Raw genomic sequence first — 20,287 nt, 5'->3', positions numbered from 1 at the left:
GGTTTGGGTCAGAAGTTCCCGCATTTATGTTGAAAGCCGTTAATTTAAAGCAGCCTTAGTCCATTCTTTTTAAATAAGGAGGTGTCTTAATGAAGCGTAGTACTTATCTTCTTATCACCATATTTTCACTAATGGAGCAAACCATGGCCTTAACTCTCAAAAGCCCCGCTTTTCAAGCTAATGCCTCCATTCCAGGTCAATATACTTGTGATGGGGCGAACACGTCCCCTGCTCTTAAGTGGGATGGAATCCCTGCCGGCACCAAAAGTCTCGCTCTTCTTGTAGATGATCCAGATGTTCCCAAACACCTTAGGGCAGACGGAATGTGGGATCATTGGCTCTTGTTCAACATTCCAACATCGGTATCAGGGCTCGTTGAAAATTCTCTAGGTGTACCGGGTGCGGTCCAAGGGAAGAATACGGGTGGTAAGTTAGGGTATACAGGACCTTGCCCGCCGGATCGCCAACACCGCTATTTCTTTAAACTCTACGCTCTTGACGTTGTCCTGAATTTGCCTGAAGGGGCAAGCAAAGCTGAAGTTGAAGCCGCTATGAAAGGCCATATCTTGGAGCAAGCTGAGCTTGTGGGTGTGTATGACCGGCCTCGGGGATGAAATGACTGGGATTGAGGTTTAACTGCTAAGTTGCACATGCTTGCTTGATTTTATACCGTAATATTGCGAGCATAGCGAAGCAATCCAGGGGCCAAGGACCGTCTATCTAAGTGATTTGAGAAGCAAATACAATTTCTAGATCTATTTTGTTGCCCCTGGATTGCTTCCTCGCCTCGCTCCTCGCAATGACAATTCCCTAATTGAAATATCTATAAAATCCAGAAGCTTTTTTCTACAACGAAACTTCCCAACCCCTACTTCGGCACCGAAAATCGCATCAATGGAGAAGTGCGACCGGGGACAGTCACCATGGGTTTTTCGCCAACTTTAACAGCGCCCATATGTTCAAAAAAGCCGCAAGAATTGGGGTCTGAACAGAATGCGATTTCTTTCCAGCCCTTCTTTTGGCTCTCAGCGACACAATGATTCCAGAGTTGACGGCCTAATCCTTTGCCGATCAGCTCTGTGTTGAGGATAAATTGATCCAGCTTCGGGGCTTTATCAGCCGTATTCAACACATAGTACCCTGCAATCCCTTCAGGAGATTCAGCTATATAACCATAAGCATTTTCAAAATAACCGGTACCCTTAATGCTGTAGGAGTCCATAAATCGATCCAGTTGATCTTCAGAATAGCCCCAGTGTCCTTTTGCGGCACGCATCATTTTGTTGAGGACTGGAAGATCGGTGGGCTGAATGGGGCGGTATTTTAATGTGGTTTGAGGCATCGTATCCCCCTTTGTTGGTTAAATAGTCGCATCAAGCTTCGTTTCGGAATGAACACTGCCATTTTGGATCAAACGCAAAAAAAGTCAAGAGATTCTTCCCAAATCTTGCTATCACTCTCTAAGAAGTCTATAACAACCGTATGAAGTTGTTGAAAAAATTAAACCATCAAAGCTGGCATCGAGGCACGCGAGAGAATGATCTTCTTCTGGGTCTATTTGCCGATGAAGTATTACCAACCCTGTCGGCCGCTGAACTTAAGGCTTACGAGTCCATGCTCGCTCATGAGGATGGGGATTTGTTTGCCTGGATCACAGGTCGGCGGCCGATTCCAGAAAATGAAGCCATGGTTCGGCGTATCTGGGAATTTCATCAATGTCGGTAAACCATATTTATGCTGGCGTTCCCGATGGCGCAGAAGCTCTTCTTCTCTCCTCTCCATTCGCAGATCAACTGACTCTGTATATTTGTGCAACAGAAGCCAAAGCCAGGCGCCTTGTTGAACAGTTAGAGATTGTTAGCCCCTCATTGCACCCCCTTTATTTCCCGGCTTGGGATTGTTTGCCTTATGATCGGGTGTCTTCCGGCCTTGATGTGATGACCATGCGCATTAATGTGCTGACGACCTTGCTAGAACCAACCGCCACACCGCGTTGCGTGATCACCTCCGTTGCGGCTTTGCTTCAGCGCCTGCCGCCAAAAAGTTCCTTAGAAGGTCAATCCTTAACCATTCAAATGGGAAAGAGCCTGAAGCGGGATCATTTGCTGAAATTCTTAAACGAGATGGGTTATGTGCGTTCTGAAACGGTGCGAGAATCCGGAGAATATGCAGTGCGCGGCGGCATCATTGATTTCTTCCCCACAAGCGTCAACGACCCAGTGCGCATTGATTTTTTTGGAGATGAGGTTGATCAGCTCCGCAGCTTTGATGCCATGACTCAGACAACCTTGTCGGCGTTGGATACAGTGGTTTTGAAGCCTGTCAGTGAGCTGACATTGACTCCTGAAGGGATTAGCCATTTTCGCACCCGGTATCGGGAATTGTTTGGGGCGGCCAATGATCCTTTGTATGAAGCCATCTCAGCGGGGCGCAAATATGGGGGAATGGAGCATTGGCTCCCCTTGTTTTTCGAAAAATGCGAGACCTTACTTGACTATGTGGAAGGCGCCCAAATTTACCTTGAGGAAGCTTGCGAAGGGGCAGCAGCTGCGCATCTTCAAACGATCCAAGAATATTATCAAGCCCGTAACACCCCCATTCCAGGCGATCAGGGCACGAAGTATCGCCCGTTGCCCCCTGAGCTTCTCTATTGGACATCAACTGATTGGGATACATTTCTCCAAACATCACCTTGGTCAAAAGTAACCCCCTTTCATGGGGAAGAAACAAACCAGGGCTCACCCCTTCAAGATTATCAAGGGAAAATCCTGGCAGACTTTGGCGCAGCGCAAAGCACAGCCAGAGTGAAGGCCTTTGAGGTTTTGGCCGAGCGGTTGACCGATGCTGCACAAAAGAAGAAACCAGTCATACTTGCTTGTTTCTCAGAAGGGGCAAGGGATCGGTTACTCACGATTCTGGAAGAACATGAGATTAAAGGCGTACAAGCTGTTGATGCCTGGCCGGGTGGGACTGAAGGTGCAGTTGCTCTGATATATCCTTTAGAACGCGGGTATGAACTGCCCCATCTTTTGGTGATTAGTGAGCAAGATCTTTTAGGAGACCGCGTTGCCCGAGCCGTCTCAAAACGCCGTAAGACCGACCAATTCTTCCTTGAAGTTGCGCAACTGACGCCAGGAGACTTGGTGGTTCATCGTGATCAAGGCATTGGTCGTTACGAAGGTTTGATGACCATTAAGGTAGGCGCAGCGTCCCATGATTGTTTGTGTTTGATCTATGACGGGGGCGATAAGCTGTTTTTGCCTGTAGAAAACATTGAAATGATTACTCGTTATGGCGGGGAAGGGGCCGTTGCCCAACTGGATAGATTGGGGTCAAGTGCCTGGCAAATGCGCAAAGCCAAAGTCAAGAAGCGCATTCGAGAAGTCGCTGATTATCTCATCAAACTTGCCGCAGAACGGGCTTTGCATGAGGGACAGATCCTGGAGAAACATCCCACAAAATATGAGGAGTTTTGCTCCCACTTCCCCTATCTTGAGACGGAAGATCAGCAGCGCGCGATTGAGGAAGTTTTGGAGGATATGGCCTCTGGAAAACCAATGGATCGCCTCGTTTGTGGAGATGTCGGGTTTGGCAAAACCGAAGTGGCCTTACGCGCAGCCTTTGTTGCCGTCTCCCAAGGCAAGCAAGTGGCTATTATCGTTCCCACAACTTTGCTGTGCCGTCAACATTACCGCACGTTTCGTGACCGCTTCCAAGGCTTTCCCTATCGCGTTGAGCAAATTTCGCGTCTTGTGAAACCCGCTCAAGCGTTGAAAATACGCCAGGATGTGACCGATGGAAAGGTACAAATTATCATCGCGACCCATGCTCTGCTGTCAGACAAAACCAGTTTTACGGATTTGGGATTGTTGATCATCGATGAGGAACATCATTTCGGGGTGAAACAGAAGGAAAAGCTGAAGAAGATGTGTACGGATGTACATGTCTTGACCTTAACGGCAACACCGATTCCTCGGACCCTTCAGCTGGCGTTGAGTGGAGTACGGGAGATGAGCCTGATCACGACCCCGCCAATCGATCGTTTGGCGATTCGAACCTTTGTTATGCCGTTTGATGGAGTGGTGATTCGGGAGGCCATTTTGCGGGAATATTATCGGGGTGGGCAGATTTTCTTCGTCAGCCCACGCCTGGATGATTTGGCGAAGATGGAGCATCTTCTTCGTGAACTCATCCCCGAAGTTCGCCTGATCATGGCCCACGGGCAAATGAACCCCACCCAACTCGAAGAAGTTATGAACGCCTTTTATGACCGCGATTATGATGTCCTCTTATCGACGAACATTGTGGAATCTGGCATTGATATCGCCACTGCCAACACCCTCATCATCCATCGGGCGGATCTGTTTGGTTTGGCCCAACTTTACCAGCTGCGAGGGCGCGTAGGCCGCGGAAAGATTCAAGGATATGCTTATCTGACGTTACCCGAAGGTCAGGTCGTCTCTGCCAATGCCACCAAGCGCCTCGAGGTCATGCAAACTTTGGATAATTTGGGTGCTGGGTTTACCCTGGCCAGTTATGACATGGATATTCGCGGCACGGGCAACATCGTGGGTGAAGAGCAGTCCGGCCATATGCGCGAAGTTGGGGTTGAACTTTATCAGCATTTGCTTCAAGAGGCCATATTGATGGTTCGCGCAGAGCAAGAATTGGGGGCTTCCCCAGACTTTGAATGGGCCCCACAAATCAATTTGGGAGCATCTGTGTTAATCCCGGAAGCCTATGTTCAGGATTTAACCTTACGACTCGGGTTGTATCGACGCATTGCGGCGTTAGAAAATCGGGATCAAATTGATGCGTTTGCCGCGGAAATGATTGATCGCTTCGGTCCGCTCCCTGGGGAAGTGTCTAACCTCTTCGAACTTATTGAAATTAAAGGACTCTGTCGTCAAGCCGATATCGAAAAATTAGATATTGGTCCCAAGGGAGCTCTGATCACGTTCCGCAACAATAGATTTCAAAATATTCAAGGACTTCTTGAGTTTGTGCAGTCTCAAAAGGGGACGGCAAAACTTCGACCGGATAATAAGCTGGTCTTTATAAGAGCTTGGGATACTCTTGGGGCACGCATGAAAGGCGCAAAGCAGATCTGTACGTTTCTCTCCAAGTTGAAGGCTATTGCTTCGCATCCTTAATTGATAGATCTTCCGCAATCACTTCATCTGGCTCTTCAACAGGCGGCTTTTCTTTCAAGTGCTTCTTGATTTTCTTTGCCGTTTTTGTGTGTCCTTCTGGTGGTTTTTTGGGTAAGTAGAAGGGACTACTTGTTGAGATAACACCATGAGGACTTGGTTTAACAACCGGCGGCACATCAGGCTTTGCCATTGCTTGTTTTGGTTTGCCTAGTTCTGACTCTTCCGTTGGAACCGCCACAGCTTTTTCCATCTCTTTTTGCGTCGCAGCCTTCGTCGGTAAGCGGACAACTCCCGGCACACTCGGTCTTACGGTTGGAACCGCTGTTGTTGTAGGCGTCATTGTGCCAGTGGTCGTAGGGGTTCCAGTAGCTCCTGTAATTCCAGTAGCTCCAGTAGCTCCTGTAACTCCAGTGGCTCCTGTACCTCTTGCACCAGGTGCTCCAGTGACACCCCCAGCAGCCACCCCTGGAGAGCCTTGTGTTCTGGCAGTAGAAGGCCCAAAGATCGGTCCAACAGGTCTTTGAGGCGTGACTGTTCTGCCGCCACCTCCGCCTGGAGGTGTTATGCCACCACCGCCTGGAGGTGTTATGCCACCACCGCCTGGAGGTATTATGCCACCACCGCCTGGAGGTGTTATGCCACCACCGCCTGGAGGTATTAAGCCACCACCGCCTGGAGGTATTATGCCACTACCGCCTGGAGGTATTATGCCACCACTGCCTGGAGGAGTATAGCCACCGCCGCCTGGAGGAAGAGCCGGTGGGTAGGGGGGGGTAACCGTCCGCTGTTGTGTCCCCATACCCATGCTGCTACTGCCATACGGTGCAGGTCGGAATGGTGGGGTAACCGTCTGTTGTTGTGTCCCCATACCCATGCTGCTACTGCCATACGGTGCTGGTGGGTATGGTGGTGTAACCGTCTGTTGTTGTGTCCCCATACCCATGCTGCTACTGCCATACGGTGCAGGTCGGAATGGTGGTGTAATCATTAGTTGTTGTGATCCCAAATCCATTCCAGCTCCGCCATACGGTGCAGGTCGGAAAGGTGTTGTAATTGTTTGTTGTTGTGATCCCAGTTCCATGCCGCTACCGCCAAACGGAGCCGGTGGGTAGGGTGGGGTAATCGTCTGATCTTGAGATTCCAGCTCCATACCTGCACTTGAAGGGGGAGTCACGATGCGTCCTTCCTCATACAATTCCTTCTTTATGCACTCTTGTCCAGCACAGATATCTTTGGCACATTCTTCCTTAGCACATAGGGTTTGTGCACATTCTTCTTGAGCACAAAGGGATTTGGCGCATTCTTCTTTCACACAAAGTGAGTTGGCACACACTTCCTTGATGCAGACAAATTTCGCTTTGCCTTCAAGAATCATTTTCTGGAGAAAAGAAGAGGTAACTTTTGACAGAGATGATGAAGACACACCTGTTGCAGGCTTAGAAGCTGCTGGTATAGGCGCAGCTGCGGCTCCAGCCGAAAGAGCACCTTCGCTGAGCAGCAAGGACATCAAGCAGAACAGAGAAAAAACTTTTCCGAGTCTCTTGTGTATCCAATCTTTACCATATTCCACCATTGTTCATCCAAATGTTAAAGTTCCCTATTGAACAAGCTAACCAGCCGGCGTAACTGCAGGTTCCGCTGCCTTTTGACCTGGAACGTTAGCGGGTGGCGGAGGCGGTGGTGCTGGTGGAATCGCTCCAGGTACAGCTGCCGTTTCTTGGGAAGGCGGTGCAACCGCTGCCATTGTTTCGGAGGTGTCAACTTTCGGAGCGGGTCCGCCTGTTAACCCTGTTTGAGCAACGTTCACTGTACCTTTGGAAGACTCACGAGTGCCACCGCCACCTGGAAGGGTGATGCTTGTCGGTGCTTTAGCACGTGTTTTAACGGTTGTCGGATTTGCTGTGGTTGACAGTGAGTCTGCTGGAATGCCTCCAGGACTTTCAGCTTTTACAACAGCTTCGACGGGTTTTTGTTTCTGTTTACTAAGCTTTTCTGCAGCTGCTTTTTGTCCAGCCGTCGTCTTACCTCTTTGTTTTAGGTTTTCTTTTATCTTGACCGTTGAATCCAGTTTCCAGCCAGGCACTTTCAATGCCTTCATTTTTCCAGTTCCATCGTCCTCTGACGTTTCAAAGAAATAGACTCCATGGGGATATTTGTCGCCGGAATATTGTTTACCTGATTCAGATTTTCCGCGTCTTACAAAGATGCTGGTGATCCCATGTAACTCAAGTTCCTTTCTCAAATTTTCTTGTTCTTCCATTTCAGCTGTAATGTCAAGCTTGGAACTAGGCTTCACAGGCAAGTCACCACCATCATGATGTGTTGTGGTCGTCGTTGTTGAGGTTGTACCTCCATGACCAGAATGAATAAGGACCGTTCCATCGAGTTCATAGATAATGCTTTCCTTTCCCTCAATGATTTTGATCACTTTCCTGTAACCCGGCGGGCAGTCTATTTCGTGGTGCCCAACAACATGAGGAGCCCCAGGGTGTCCTGCGTGAGGGTGTCCCGCCTGGTGTGGAGCCCCAGCCGGGTGTGGAGCTGCTTGACCGGCATTTGTCGGGTTAAGTGTAATCGCTGTGATGCTGGCGAGTAGTGCTTTCTTTAACATGTGAATAACTCCCTTAAAATAAATGGTTCGATGTCCCATTCTCGCCTAAAAGGGATTAAATAATTATTAATGAGAGGGAATCTGGGGAGGAGATATAATTTTGCAATTGAGTTGTGCTTTGTGGGGGAAAAGCGGCTATTTTACCTCTCCCTTTGTGGGAGAGGTAAATACAGGGTTTTGTACCCAGATAACCGTCCAGACGGACTCATAGGATATGTTAGCTACCAATAAAAAAACAGTGTACACGCCATTAAAATTCGGGAAATCCAGGGGTTAAACAAAAACTTGAAGAAGATGCTGCGCGGCTCAAAGCCGACCCCATGGACAAAGCCACCGGAGATGCCGATCAGACCCAGCATCAATATGCCCCGTCCAGCTCCTTGAATTTTATCCGCAAATAAGGGCGCGGCAAACAGGAGGGTCAAACTGAGCCCGATGGCCATGGTTAAAGAAATGAGGCGAGATATCATTTAGAGTCCGACTCATCGAGTTCAAGCCACATGGCATTCAAGATGGCAAAACAACAGGCCAGCCCTAAGCCTAAAACCCAACTAAAGTACCACATCCAAGTCTCCTTAATACATCTGCTTGTTCGCAACCACGGCTTCTTCCGTCACTTTACCGCGCATGACCCTAAATACCCAAGCGGTGTAGATCAAAATCAAGGGCATAAAAATGATGACCGCAACCAACATCAAGAACAAAGTCATGTGGCTGGATGAGGCATCCCACACCATCAAGCTGCTGTTCGGGTGAGAGGAAGAGGGAAGAATAAAGGGGAAAAGGCTCAAACCTGCCGTCGCAATGACACCGCTTTGAGCAAAAGCACTCGTGATGAAGGCTTTCCCTGGCTGTTTGAGGAGAAGTAATACGGCAGTCAACGCAGCTCCCCCATAGCCAAGAACAGGCGCCGTCCACGTCCAGGGGTACAGCGCATAATTGTTGAGCCATGCCCCAGATTCCTGGATAACACTTTTGGTCAAAGGGTTGGAAGGGGCCCCTGTGCCTGCATTTTCCAGAAGACGAAAGCCCTCAACCCATCCGTTCTTCAAGAATATCCATCCCACGGTAAAGAAGATCATGGTCAAGAGGGAGGCTCGAACTCCTGCAATTCTTGCTCTTGAGGAAATGGGATCATGGGTCTTTAAAGCAAGGTAGGTTGCGCCATGCATGGTAAAAAGACTCACACTCAACAATCCACAGATCAAGGGAAATGGGGTCAAGAGGTCAAGGAAACTGCCTGTATAAAAAGTATGTAACGTGTCATCAAAGTGAAAAGGGACACCTTTCAAGATATTGCCAAAAGCAATCCCAAAAACAAGAGAGGGAACAAAACCCCCGATGAACAACGCCCAATCCCAAAGCGCGCGCCAGGTGGGATTTTCGACCTTACTGCGAAACTTAAATCCTACGGGTCTCAAGATAAGGGCAACCAGCACCAAAAACATCGCGCCATAAAATCCAGAGAAAGCCGCGGCATAGACAAGCGGCCAGGCAGCAAAAATAGCGCCACCCCCGAGGATAAACCAAACCTGGTTCCCTTCCCACACAGGCGCTATGCAATTGATCGCCACCCGCCGCTCTCCATCTGTTTTGGCGGTGAAGGGTAAGAGCATGGCAACGCCCATGTCAAACCCATCCATAATGGCAAATCCAATCAGCAACACACCGAGAAGAGCCCACCAAATCAACCGAAGGGTTTCATAGTCAATAAGGGTGTGAATCATGCGTACTCCTCGACAGGACCTAATCTAATATACTTGATCATTAAGAAAACATCGATGATGGCAAGAAGGGTGTAAAAGACCACAAATCCGATGAGGCTAAACCACACCTGCCCGGAGGTTATGCTTGAGACGCCAAGGTTTGTGGGCAAAATGCCTTCGATGGCCCAAGGCTGGCGGCCATGCTCGGCGACGATCCATCCCAGCTCAGAGGCAATCCAGGGAAGGGGCAGCACAAGAAAAGAGAGCCTTAAGAACCACCGGTTTTGTTCAAGACGTCTCTTAGAGGAGAGGTAAAATGCCGTCATAAAGAAAGCGATGAGAAAAAATCCAATGCCGACCATGAATCGGAAAGACCAGAACAAGGGTATGATATTAGGAACTGTATCCCAGGCCGCCTTTGAGATTTGTGCGTCCGTTGCATCCGAAACCGTTGGCGTATAGCGCTTGAGAAGGAGGCCGTAGCCGAGATCATGCTGGTGTTGATTAAACAGTGCCAACGTTTGAGGATCCGGCGCCGCCTTGGTTTGACGCAGTTTATAGAGCGCCTCATAAGCAATCATGCCGTTGCGGATTCGCGTGTGGGCTTGCGCTACAAGGTCTTTGATTCCTGGGAGCGGCGTGTCCACCGTGCGGGTGGCGATGAGCCCCAACATCCAAGGGACCTTCACTTCATAATTGTTGCGATGGGTGACAAGGTCTGGGATCCCAAATATCGTGAATCCAGCAGGGGCAGGCTCCGTTTCCCACATGGCTTCGATGGCGGCTAGCTTCATCTTTTGGTTTTGAGAGGCGGTGTAGCCGCTTTCATCTCCCAATACCACAACCGATAAGGCCGAAGCCAAGCCAAAACTTGCAGCAACCGTCATTGACCGTTTTGCAAGGTCAGCGTGGCGACCCCGAAGCAGGTAATAAGCGCTAATCGCCATGACAAAAACCGCGCCAGTGACATAGCAGGCACTAACCGTGTGAACGAATTTAGACTGAGCAACCGGATTAAAAATCACGTCATAGAAAGAGGTCATTTCCATACGCATGGTCTGATAATTGAATTGGGATCCTACGGGATTCTGCATCCAAGCATTGGCTACGAGAATCCAAAAAGCCGAGAGGTTGGAGCCGATGGCCAAAAGCCAGGTGACACTTAAATGCCCAATTTTGGTTAAGCGATCCCACCCAAAGAAGAACAGCCCAACGAATGTGGCTTCGAGGAAGAAGGCCATGAGCCCCTCGATGGCAAGAGGGGCACCAAAGATATCCCCAACATAGTGAGAGTAGTAGGCCCAGTTGGTGCCAAATTGGAATTCCATGGTAATTCCAGTGGCCACCCCCATGGCAAAGTTAATGCCGAAAAGCAGTCCCCAGAACTTGGTCATTTGACGCCAAATCTCCCGATTCGTCATGACGTAGACGCTTTCCATGATAGCTAGGAGCAAGGCAAGCCCGATCGTTAAGGGGACAAACAGAAAATGGTATAGAGCCGTGAGGCCAAATTGTAAGCGTGATAGTTGGGCGACATCAAGTTCCAGCATGGGGTGCTTTCTCAGGGAGGTTTAATAGGGAGCCAGTCATTTGCGAAGGACCAATCACAGGGCGGTTTTTCGGGGAGAAACAGGCTAAGAATAAGCTGATCAACAAAATAAGTTTCCCGATAAATAGAACGATCAAGTCACGGCGATAAGTTTTTGGCATGGGGCCTGTCAGAATTCCCAAAAAATTATAATTAAATTTACCATATTGAGTACGGCCGTCTTTTTCAAGGGGGTATAGGACAATATTCTATTCCCCATTTTCCCTAATTATGGGTAATTCATGTATTTGATTTTTTATGCATATTGTACTCTTCAAGGAACATTGAATACATGGATCGCCACGTCGTATGCGCTTCTCGCGATGACCTAACATATTGAATAAGAACATAAACATATATCAGGTATAAGGGGTTAGACCGACATATCTCGCAATTCTGCCCGGGTTTTGGGCCCACAAAATCAAGGTTTATGTTCAGGGTGGGGTTATGCTATGGTGGGGACAGATTTTTTATATCCTGTCATTTAAGGAAAGATTATGCAACTTAATAAAGCAATAAAAGGTATGTCTATAGCCCTTCTCCTGTGTGTTTGTCCGTTGCTTTTGCAAACGGGCTGTTCTGATTCAGAGGAAACATTTGTCGAACAACCGGTTGAAACTCTTTACAACCAAGCCATGGATTATCTTGAAAACGGCAGTTATAGCCGCGCTGCTCTTGCTTTCGTGGAAGTGGAACGTCAACATCCTTATTCTGCGTTGGCCCCAAAATCCTTGTTAATGGCTGCGTATTCATACTATCAGGCGAAAAAATATGATGATGCGATTGAGAACTACAATGTTTTCATCCAGCTTCACCCGGGACATGAATATATCGCCTACGCCTATTATATGGTTGGTATTTGTTATTATGAGCAAGTCCCCATGATCGAACGGGATCAAAAAACAACGGAAGATGCATTGAGGGCATTTGAAGAAGTAACGCGCCGTTATTCCGCGAGCCCTTATGGAAAAGATGCAAGGCTCAAGACGGATCTTATTCGGGACCACTTAGCCGGCAAAGAAATGGATGTTGGTCGTTATTATTTGAAGCAACAAGCCTATTTAGCCGCTCTCAATCGATTTAAAAATGTTGTGGAGGGTTTTCAGTCAACCTCTCATACCCCTGAAGCGTTGCATCGTATCGTCGAATGCTATTTGGCTTTGGGAATTCTTGACCAAGCCCAGAAGACAGCCGCCATTTTGGGCTACAATTATCCAGGGAGCACTTGGTATGAAGATACCTATTCGCTTATTCGCGACACAATTCCTGATGCGTTGAGCCAGGCTCCAAAGCCGGGGACGGGTCCTAAAGGCAAGGAAAAGCCAGCTGAATCCATTGAAGATAGTTCTCCACTCACTCAGTCACCGGTGCCTATTGGGAAGGCGCCACCTCAAAAGAAACCTAAGGGATAATCGGTATCTGAAATGCTCTTAAGCCTTTCAATCAAAGACCTCGTATTGATTGACACTCTTCATTTAAGTGTGGAATCGTCTTTGAGTGTTTTGACAGGGGAAACGGGCGCTGGAAAGTCAATTTTGCTGGATGCATTGGGCTTGGCCTTGGGCATGCGTGGAGATGTTTCCCTTATTCGGCAAGGGGCGGAGCAAGCCGTCGTTAGTGCCGAATTTTCCATCAAAGACAATTCTTATGTGACGCAACTGCTTGAAGAACATGGGTTGGCGGAGGAGGGGGGAATTTGCCCAGAGATTCTCGTTTTTCGACGGATCTTAAATCGAGCAGGGACATCTTCAGGACGGAGTCGTGCTTTTATCAATGAACAGATGGTGAGTGTTGGGTTGCTGCGCCTACTTGGAGATGCACTTCTAGAAATTCATGGTCAATTTGACCGTTTGCTTGATCCAACTTCCTATCGACTCTTGCTGGACGAATTCAGCAAAGTACAAACATTACGTGACTCAGTTCGGGTTCATTATCACGCCTGGCAACAAGAGCATCGTCAATGGCAGGAAGCCGAATCCAACCTTGCCATGGTGCGCCAAAATGAAGATTTCTTGAAAACTCAACTCGAAGAATTAAAGAAACTGAATCCTGTGGCTGGTGAAGAGGATATTCTTTTAAAGGAGCGTGAAGAGCTGGCTCATATCGGCAAGTTGAATGAGGCGATTCGAGATGCTACAGGACATTTACAAACACCCCCTATTGAGTCTGCCCTTCATGGGGCTGTAAAGTCCCTCCAAAGGGTTCAAGGGCAAGGCAATGGGAAAGTTGAGGCAGCAATTGCAGCTTTAGAGCACGCTGTTGGGGAAGTTGTCGAAGCGAGCGCTCAAATTCAGGAAATAGCTGAACAATTGGCTAACCAGCCCCGACGACTCCTGGAGATTGACGAGCGCCTTTATGTCTTGCGGGCAGCGGCTCGTAAATATGGGGTGATGGGGGATGATTTGGTTACGTTCCGAAATAAGCTGGTGGAGCAACTCTCCTCTCTTGCCCAAAGTAATGACATGTTAGCGGCACATGCAAAGGCAGCGGCGGACGCCCGAGCGTTATATCATACAACAGCATTAGATCTCCATCGACAGCGCTTAGAAGGAGCTCAAATCCTAGAACAAGTCGTGATGACTGAATTACCCGCCTTAATGCTCCCTCAAGCCCAATTCAAAGTACAGGTAACAGAAGTGAGTGAGACCCAGTGGGGTGAATTTGGCCTTGATCGTATTGATTTTATGGTTGTGATGAATAAAGGCCAAGAGTTTTGTAGTTTGAGCAAATCAGCCTCAGGAGGAGAGTTGGCCCGGTTCATGCTGGCCTTAAAAGTTGCCTTAGCCAGCAGGTCAGCCATCCCAACCATTATATTTGACGAAATTGACACCGGCGTCGGCGGGGCTGTGGCGGCGGCCATTGGGGAGCGACTCAAAAAGCTCAGTCACGATGTTCAAGTCTTAAGCATTACCCACTCTCCTCAGCTGGCAGCTTATGCGGATACCCACTTCTTGGTCTTTAAGGAAGATCAGGGGCCCTATATGCGCACTTCCGTTCGTTGTTTAAGCGTTCAGGAACGGGAAGATGAGCTTGCCCGTATGTTGTCAGGGGCTGAAATAACCGTGGAAGCCCGGGCAGCGGCTCAAAGATTAATGGTTGCGAGATGATTGTATTTGAAAAAAAATCATGCTATAAGCTTTGTTTATGGTTGAATAAACCAAATTTTAAGGAAGGGAGTTGATGATTCGTGAAAGTCGATGTACGCGATAATAATATTGACCAAGCGTTACGTGTTTTGAAGAAAAAGATGCAGCGTGAAGGAATTTACAGAGAAATGAAATTGCGCCGTCACTTTGAAAAGCCTTCTATTCGCCGTGCGCGAGAAAAGGCCGAAGCGGTCCGCCGTTTCCGGAAATTAATGCGCAAGCGCTTGGAACGGGAAGGGTATTAAATTTATCCCTTTCTTTTAAGTGAAATTAGGAAAAAGGGGGGCTTCTTTGTCCCCCTTTTTTATCGATTATCGTGTTGGCCTTAAAAACCCAGCATGCTATAGGGAGAAACAGTCATTAGTAAGAGAATACAACAACCGAACATGTCGTCAGCTGAGATGTGTGCCATTATTGAAAAGATTTTGGATGATAAGAAGGCTGAAGACGTTGTAACTTTGAATCTCATCGGAAAGACGTCCATTACCGATTATATGATCATTGCCAGTGGCCAATCCTCACGCCAAGTTGGCGCTATGGCTGAGGCGGTTCAAGTGGAGCTTAAAACCTATGGCATTCAATCAACAATTGAAGGTATGCCCCAGTGTGACTGGGTTTTGGTTGATGCTTTCGATGTCATCGTGCATCTTTTCCGACCAGAAGTCCGCGCCTTTTACAATTTAGAGAAAATGTGGCGCGTTGAATTGGCTGAGCCATCCTCGTCTTAAAAAATAATCCATGAAAATCATACTCTTATGTTTGGGAAGCTTGAAAGCCGGCCCAGAAAAGGACCTGTTTGAACAATATCTCACCCGCTTATCCTGGCCTTTTGAAATGAAAGAGGTGATTTGTCGCAAAAGCGGAGCGGCAGATCAAGTCAAGACATGGGAAGGGGAGCTTCTATTGCAAGCTATAGACCCGGATTCTCTTGTGATTGGGCTGGATGAGCGAGGGTCATCCTTGACAAGTCCCCAATTTGCCAGGATCATAGACACCTATCGCAACGAAGGGGTCAAATCTCTCACCTTTCTTATTGGTGGGGCGGATGGGTTCAGTGAGGCGGTACGAGCCCGTTGTCAACGACTCATCTCCTTTGGTCAGATGACCTGGCCCCATTTGTTGGTTCGGGGAATGTTGGCTGAACAACTCTACCGAGCCCAACAAATTTTGATTGGTCATCCTTATCATCGGGTGTAATATCTCAAAAAAATATAAAACGTTTCTTCAGACTTTTTAACTTTAACATTGGAGGAAACCATGAAACTGCTAACTTTAAAAATGTATATTTGTACGCTGATCGTTGTCCCTTCCGCTCTAGGGATGGAAAATGAGCTTGCTGGTATTTTTGAAAGAGCAACTCATTCAGGAGGTCTAGCGGCAAAAGCCTTTCAGGAAGAAAAGAAATTTCGGGAAGAAACTATAGCGCAAATCAATAATTTAAGAAAGCGTCTTTCGACTATACAAAATTCTCAAAAAGGTGAAGACCCAGAAGCCTGGCAAGCAAAGATATTATCACAAATTAACCGTGATGAAGCAACAACTGCATTGTTCAATACGGCCTTGAAGAAACCGGGTGTCAAGGCGAGCTTCCCCGTCAACACCCACAAAACCCTAGAGATTTTAACGGGCGTTAAACCTTTAATCACCGAATCATTTTTCGAGATCCTAGAGGGCAACAATCCAAAGGGTTATAGTTATGATCAACAAACGGTTACTCAGCTCGGGGGGGATAACACCATAACCATCTGGGGCAATTCTCGGGGAACTTACCTCAAGACAGCTCTCCTGTATATGCTTGCGACCCATGAAGAAGGTCCTTCAAAGGGATTTGGCAGTATGGGGCTTAAATGGTTTGATGGTTCTGCGTTAGCGCATGTGGCTGCATTACCGGATCTTGAGCTTGATATGTCTTCTTACAGTTTTGCCTGTCCTTATGAACCCGGAGCAAAGTTGGGCCTAGTTATTCCTCATAGTGGGTATTCTTTTGGTGGACATCTGGGAGAGCCTCGGTATGGGCAAGGAAAACGTTTTGGTCCCCAGGATTGCTCTTCCGGGGTGGCCTTCCTTACGGGAAGTCCTGCCTATACTACCGCAGATCAGCTTTGCGCTTATCGGAAATTATCCGGTTTAGTCGGCTTGATTCCTGCGGGATGGGAAACGGGTGCTGATGCCACCTATTTGTTGAAAAATATGGAAGTTGTGACCGTAAAGGATCCCCAAAACGACATCCAACCTGGCCAAATTTATTGGCATCGTCGATTTGCTAATACAGACCCTGAGATGAAGGTAACTGTAGGTTCTGGGGGACATACGGCCATTACGTTGGGCTACCTTCGGGACGGAAGTGTTGTTACAATTGGCTATAACCGGGATATGCCGAAATTAGAGGGATTTGGAATCCAGAATTTCCTTTGGGCTGCTGAGCCTTTAAAGAAAAAAGGGTTATTTCATGTGAAGGGTCTTTAGCCTCTCTTTAAAGACAAAAACCCGAGATCCATGGATCTCGGGCTTTTTGAGTGTCACATTTATGAATTACGTACAACCGCAACCACCACCGCTGATGCCTGTTGCTCCGTGCGTTCCTTCCCGGCTTTCTTGCACATGGACCTTATAGGACGTGCCGAGAGGGTCAGGAATGGCTTTCATGCTGTCTTGAGCCAAATAGTTGCGATCCCAGGGCTCTACAGTAGTGCACCCTCCTAAAAATCCTAGGGTCAGGACACTTAACAGGGTGAATGTATATATTTGTATTTTCATGATATAGCTCCTTTTAGTTTTATGAATGTGCCTTTATTTTTGCTCTCAGTTCATCGATGCCAATTGAGCCCATAACAACTTCCGTTTTTCCATCACTCCCGACAATGACTAAAGAGGGAGTGCTACCTGCAGCACCCATGGAATTTGCTTTGGCATGACCGTCGTCGTATTCTACAGGGAAATTTGGGCCGGCTGCCGCAACAAACGCCTCCCCTTTAGCTCTTTCATTGTCTTCAATGACCAAGACAAAGTTAGCGATTCCTTCGCTGTTTAATATATTGTCTCTGTTGACATCCCGTTTGCAGGGTTCGCACCAAGAAGCGGCAAAGTCATATACAGTCGGTTTGGCATAAGCATTTGAGGCGACCAAAAAGAGCAAAATCAAGAACGCTGTTAAAAATCGAAACTTTAGAAGTATAATCATCGAATTTCTCCTTAATTAAAAATTTAATCTCACTTTTAGATATAGTTTTATAATTTAGGAATTCAATAGGTGAATTGACTTTATTTTAAATATTTACATAATAATTATTTGTTTTTTTAATAACTAGATTATTCTCATTGGAGCAATTGGGAAATTTTAGCTTCTGTTACCTTTTTTAAAAGCAGGAAAAGGTCAATGAGGCAAGGCATTCAGTAATACTAAACAGGTCTTCATTGATGTTCAGTCTCAGTCTCGCTTAATTTTATAAGAGCCGTGATTTTTTATTTTATAAATAACAAACCCCTCCCATTTTATTATGAAAACTGGAGGGGTTTGTCTATAAACTATTACTTTAATAATATAATTCTCTAGAAGACAAACTTTAAGCCCGCTGAGAAGTAATATGTTTTAAAGTCATTTGTTGGGTTTCGTGGTAGAAGCTTGCTACCCCACGCCAGTGTATTCCGACGATAGATATGACCCATGGCAAAAGTAAACTTTCCTGAGTTATCTTCCATAAATTTGAAATTAAACTTAATCTCCCCCGTGATAGAACCATATTTACCTAAGCGGTAGTCAGATGAGGCAGGTTCATTTCCATAGATTCTTTTTGCTGGGAAGGGTGCTCCCCCTACAATATCAAACGCCATTGCATAGAAATACGCTTCGTTTTGAGTATAATATCGAACACTAGGAACAACCTCAAAAGTGTTTGAGACTTGTTGGTAATAGTCTAGATTAATGGTATGTGACTTAATATCCCAGGTATTTTTGACGAAGCGGTACCCAAGATGTACGGAAGAGTCAAGGGGCGTAATCTTCTGAATAAACTGAACACTTGCGGCAAGTGTTCCCTTGTAGTCAGGCCGTCTATCGTTGTCTAGAGTGGCATTTGAGAGATTTGTAGGATTAACGGCCCCTCCCAGCAGGTTGAAGAAATAAGCAGACGAACGCTTAGGTCTAGCATCCCCCCAAATTAATACGGCTTTATAGGGATCGCTTAAAAATCCTTTATCAGCAATAAATTCAATCATTCCGTTTACGAGGGATGTTGTCGACAAGTCTTGCTTTATCCCGATAGAAAAATCGTTTTTGATTGCCGCTTTGCGTTCTCTTATACGCACAAGCCGTCTAGCATTAGCACTTTGGGATGCTTTTATTGCATCGTCTGAAAATAAATACCCAAAACGCAGCTCGGTATTATTATTGTTGAAGTCTAAGCCATAATTTATTCCGACTGTCTTTGATTCATAGTCATTTTCTTCAGAAATGATCCCTACGAGGCCAACATTATAGTTCTCACCAAAATATCGAGGTTTGATTGAGACTTCACGACGGCTATCATAAATTGTATCATTCGTACGTGACTCAACTAACGTTTTGTTGTCTAAGCTGCCCTCATTATACCCCTTTGTTAAATATAAAACGGTGGTTGCGCCTGACATGGCCTCATGGATAGCTGTGAAATCAATATCAAACTTTTCTCCTAGTGGCATTTTTAAATTAGCCAAATAGGAATCTATTTGATATCTACGTGCGCCTTCATCAGTTCTCGTATAGAGAAAATCTGTTTGGGGTTTAGTCGTACGTGACTCTGCAAGTGCGCTCTGGATACCGGGGAGGTTTAGTGCTGCAAGCATAAGTGAATGTACTGCAAATGCGGGGGTACTTTTAATCATATTCATCATTCTTTCTCCTTATCCCTAAAACGTTATCTTTAGAGCAGCCAGGACAGGGAAACTCCATTGACTTTGGTTATCTCGGAAGGACATGTTTACTATTCTGTTAAATCCAGCTGGAGGCGGGGTTGGAGAAGTTATTGATGACAAAGTTACAGAAGGACGAGATAAATATTTCACACCCAAAGCGCAGGTCAGGGCTATGTGTTGGGTGAACTGATAATCGGCTCCGACTTGTAAAGCTCCACCAAATAGCGTTTTCCTCTTTTGAAGGACTAAGGGGCCAACATAGGAACGTGTATCAAATTGATTAGACAATTTATAATAAATAGTACTTTCTACTTTTTCCTGGAATGCTAATGTTCCCATGAGTCCAACAAAGGGGAACCATGGTTTTTGTGTATTCCAATAGTACCGTCCTCCTAAGGATACTTCAAAAGTATTTCGCGGCTTAAAATCAATAGATAAACTATTGCCTGATCGAGCGAAAGTCCCTTGAAAGGGGGGAAACATTACATTAATTTTTCTCATACCGGTTTCGTGTGTTATACCCAGAATGGTGAACGCTTCAAAGCTTTTGGTTATCATATATCCGAGTTCGAAATTGTAGCCAATTCCAGCTCTATCCGTCGTATTGAGCATATATCCAAAGGGGCTGCGATAAGCTTCTAGCTTTATACCATTAATTTTTTGGCGCTTCTGGGAAAGTCCAACGGTCATAGCTCCAAAATATACCGATAATGGCTTTATGGTGATTGTCCCAGCCTTTCGGTCGTCTGGTATCCATTCAGGCTTTAGGGGAACGGGTATCGCTGCTTCTTGCTTATTATCAGTCTTATTAGCATCTCCTTCGGGTTTCTTGCTACTTTCAAAAGGGGTTATGCCCGGTAGTGGTGTGTTTACTGGCTTTGTGATAGAAACCGGCTTAATTGAGGAGTGATCACTGGTTGTCGTTGCTTCTTTTGAGTAACCTTTGATCGACAATAATCCAAACAAGACAATCGATGAAACTGATGACAGTGTTTTTAACTTCATGTTTTTGTACCTTAGTAAATAGCCTCTAACTAAATCATCCTAACAAAGCGGTGTGCTTGTCAATAAATTTATTAAAATTTTATTAATTTATGTTAAAAAAATATAAATCACCAGTCTCCTATGAGCTGAGTCCTAATGGGGGGGGGAATATAGAACAGCTTATAAGGACGAAAGGGGAGTGAAAATTT

General features: G+C 46.5%; 21 protein-coding genes. 9 read left to right on the top strand and 12 right to left on the bottom strand.

All coding sequences use genetic code 11. The features are described from left to right. The first annotated feature begins 143 nt into the window (after positions 1 to 143). Positions 144 to 614 carry a YbhB/YbcL family Raf kinase inhibitor-like protein gene (locus K2Y18_06195; GenBank protein ID MBX9805326.1) on the top strand — a complete coding sequence of 157 codons (471 nt, stop codon included), beginning with the start codon at positions 144 to 146 and terminating at the stop codon, positions 612 to 614. A gap of 254 nt (positions 615 to 868) precedes the next feature. On the opposite strand, the gene K2Y18_06190 is transcribed toward K2Y18_06195, so the two are convergent. Then, positions 869 to 1,342 carry a GNAT family N-acetyltransferase gene (locus K2Y18_06190; GenBank protein MBX9805325.1) on the bottom strand — a complete coding sequence of 158 codons (474 nt, stop codon included), beginning with the start codon at positions 1,340 to 1,342 and terminating at the stop codon, positions 869 to 871. Positions 1,343 to 1,482: 140 nt separating this feature from the next. Here K2Y18_06190 and K2Y18_06185 point away from each other — a divergent pair, with 140 nt between their 5' ends. Together K2Y18_06185 and mfd are read left to right on the top strand one after the other, a co-directional pair. Then, positions 1,483 to 1,725, top strand: a complete 243-nt coding sequence (locus K2Y18_06185; GenBank protein ID MBX9805324.1) for a succinate dehydrogenase assembly factor 2 — start codon at positions 1,483 to 1,485, stop codon at positions 1,723 to 1,725. After that, positions 1,716 to 5,153, top strand: coding sequence for a transcription-repair coupling factor (gene mfd / locus K2Y18_06180; GenBank protein MBX9805323.1), 3,438 nt, complete (start codon positions 1,716 to 1,718; stop codon positions 5,151 to 5,153). The genes K2Y18_06185 and mfd overlap by 10 nt, the downstream gene beginning before the upstream one ends. Here mfd and K2Y18_06175 read toward each other — a convergent pair. From K2Y18_06175 to K2Y18_06145, 7 genes are all read right to left on the bottom strand, one after another. Then, positions 5,134 to 6,726 (bottom strand): hypothetical protein, encoded by a 1,593-nt coding sequence (locus K2Y18_06175; protein ID MBX9805322.1) that lies wholly within the window; start codon positions 6,724 to 6,726, stop codon positions 5,134 to 5,136. The two genes, mfd and K2Y18_06175, sit on opposite strands and share 20 nt — an antisense overlap. A gap of 36 nt (positions 6,727 to 6,762) precedes the next feature. Beyond that, entirely contained in the window at positions 6,763 to 7,764 is a 1,002-nt protein-coding gene (locus K2Y18_06170; protein MBX9805321.1) for a hypothetical protein, read from the bottom strand. A gap of 221 nt (positions 7,765 to 7,985) precedes the next feature. Continuing rightward, positions 7,986 to 8,234, bottom strand: a complete 249-nt coding sequence (locus tag K2Y18_06165; protein ID MBX9805320.1) for a cyd operon YbgE family protein — start codon at positions 8,232 to 8,234, stop codon at positions 7,986 to 7,988. Then, on the bottom strand, positions 8,231 to 8,329 hold the full coding sequence (cydX, locus tag K2Y18_06160) for a cytochrome bd-I oxidase subunit CydX (protein MBX9805319.1): 99 nt from the start codon (positions 8,327 to 8,329) through the stop codon (positions 8,231 to 8,233). The genes K2Y18_06165 and cydX overlap by 4 nt, the downstream gene beginning before the upstream one ends. Before the next feature lie 10 nt (positions 8,330 to 8,339). Continuing rightward, positions 8,340 to 9,491 (bottom strand): cytochrome d ubiquinol oxidase subunit II, encoded by a 1,152-nt coding sequence (gene cydB / locus K2Y18_06155; protein ID MBX9805318.1) that lies wholly within the window; start codon positions 9,489 to 9,491, stop codon positions 8,340 to 8,342. After that, a complete protein-coding gene (locus K2Y18_06150; protein MBX9805317.1) occupies positions 9,488 to 11,020 on the bottom strand; it encodes a cytochrome ubiquinol oxidase subunit I in 1,533 nt (510 codons plus the stop codon). Before K2Y18_06150 ends, cydB begins: the two co-directional genes overlap by 4 nt. Next, positions 11,007 to 11,180, bottom strand: coding sequence for a hypothetical protein (locus K2Y18_06145; protein ID MBX9805316.1), 174 nt, complete (start codon positions 11,178 to 11,180; stop codon positions 11,007 to 11,009). Before K2Y18_06145 ends, K2Y18_06150 begins: the two co-directional genes overlap by 14 nt. 402 nt (positions 11,181 to 11,582) lie before the next feature. On the opposite strand from K2Y18_06145, the gene K2Y18_06140 reads away from it, so the two are divergent. The 6 genes from K2Y18_06140 to K2Y18_06115 all read left to right on the top strand — a co-directional run bounded on the left by K2Y18_06140 (position 11,583) and on the right by K2Y18_06115 (position 16,670). Continuing rightward, a complete protein-coding gene (locus K2Y18_06140) occupies positions 11,583 to 12,470 on the top strand; it encodes an outer membrane protein assembly factor BamD (GenBank protein ID MBX9805315.1) in 888 nt (295 codons plus the stop codon). A gap of 12 nt (positions 12,471 to 12,482) precedes the next feature. Then, complete coding sequence (recN, locus tag K2Y18_06135; protein MBX9805314.1) at positions 12,483 to 14,165, top strand: DNA repair protein RecN; 1,683 nt, start codon at positions 12,483 to 12,485, stop codon at positions 14,163 to 14,165. An 80-nt stretch (positions 14,166 to 14,245) separates the two neighbouring features. Beyond that, positions 14,246 to 14,449, top strand: a complete 204-nt coding sequence (gene rpsU, locus K2Y18_06130) for a 30S ribosomal protein S21 (GenBank protein ID MBX9805313.1) — start codon at positions 14,246 to 14,248, stop codon at positions 14,447 to 14,449. A gap of 156 nt (positions 14,450 to 14,605) precedes the next feature. After that, the gene (rsfS, locus tag K2Y18_06125) at positions 14,606 to 14,932 is read left to right on the top strand and encodes a ribosome silencing factor (GenBank protein MBX9805312.1); all 327 of its coding nucleotides are present in this window, start codon (positions 14,606 to 14,608) and stop codon (positions 14,930 to 14,932) included. A 10-nt stretch (positions 14,933 to 14,942) separates the two neighbouring features. Next, positions 14,943 to 15,401: a 23S rRNA (pseudouridine(1915)-N(3))-methyltransferase RlmH gene (rlmH, locus tag K2Y18_06120; GenBank protein ID MBX9805311.1), complete on the top strand. Its 459-nt coding sequence runs from the start codon at positions 14,943 to 14,945 to the stop codon at positions 15,399 to 15,401. 60 nt (positions 15,402 to 15,461) lie between these two features. Continuing rightward, on the top strand, positions 15,462 to 16,670 hold the full coding sequence (locus K2Y18_06115) for a hypothetical protein (GenBank protein MBX9805310.1): 1,209 nt from the start codon (positions 15,462 to 15,464) through the stop codon (positions 16,668 to 16,670). Between the two features lie 66 nt (positions 16,671 to 16,736). On the opposite strand, the gene K2Y18_06110 is transcribed toward K2Y18_06115, so the two are convergent. The 4 genes from K2Y18_06110 to K2Y18_06095 form a co-directional block, all read right to left on the bottom strand. Continuing rightward, on the bottom strand, positions 16,737 to 16,961 hold the full coding sequence (locus tag K2Y18_06110; protein ID MBX9805309.1) for a DUF4266 domain-containing protein: 225 nt from the start codon (positions 16,959 to 16,961) through the stop codon (positions 16,737 to 16,739). A 19-nt stretch (positions 16,962 to 16,980) separates the two neighbouring features. Next, positions 16,981 to 17,385: a hypothetical protein gene (locus tag K2Y18_06105; GenBank protein MBX9805308.1), complete on the bottom strand. Its 405-nt coding sequence runs from the start codon at positions 17,383 to 17,385 to the stop codon at positions 16,981 to 16,983. A gap of 368 nt (positions 17,386 to 17,753) precedes the next feature. After that, positions 17,754 to 19,073, bottom strand: a complete 1,320-nt coding sequence (locus K2Y18_06100; GenBank protein ID MBX9805307.1) for a DUF3570 domain-containing protein — start codon at positions 19,071 to 19,073, stop codon at positions 17,754 to 17,756. A gap of 15 nt (positions 19,074 to 19,088) precedes the next feature. Continuing rightward, positions 19,089 to 20,099 carry a hypothetical protein gene (locus K2Y18_06095; GenBank protein ID MBX9805306.1) on the bottom strand — a complete coding sequence of 337 codons (1,011 nt, stop codon included), beginning with the start codon at positions 20,097 to 20,099 and terminating at the stop codon, positions 19,089 to 19,091. Positions 20,100 to 20,287: the final 188 nt, after the last annotated feature.

Source organism: Alphaproteobacteria bacterium (genome assembly GCA_019746225.1).
Lineage (GTDB): Bacteria > Pseudomonadota > Alphaproteobacteria > Paracaedibacterales > VGCI01 > VGCI01.
Note: the sequence above shows the minus strand (reverse complement) of the source record. Positions and strands in the feature narration are given on the sequence as shown.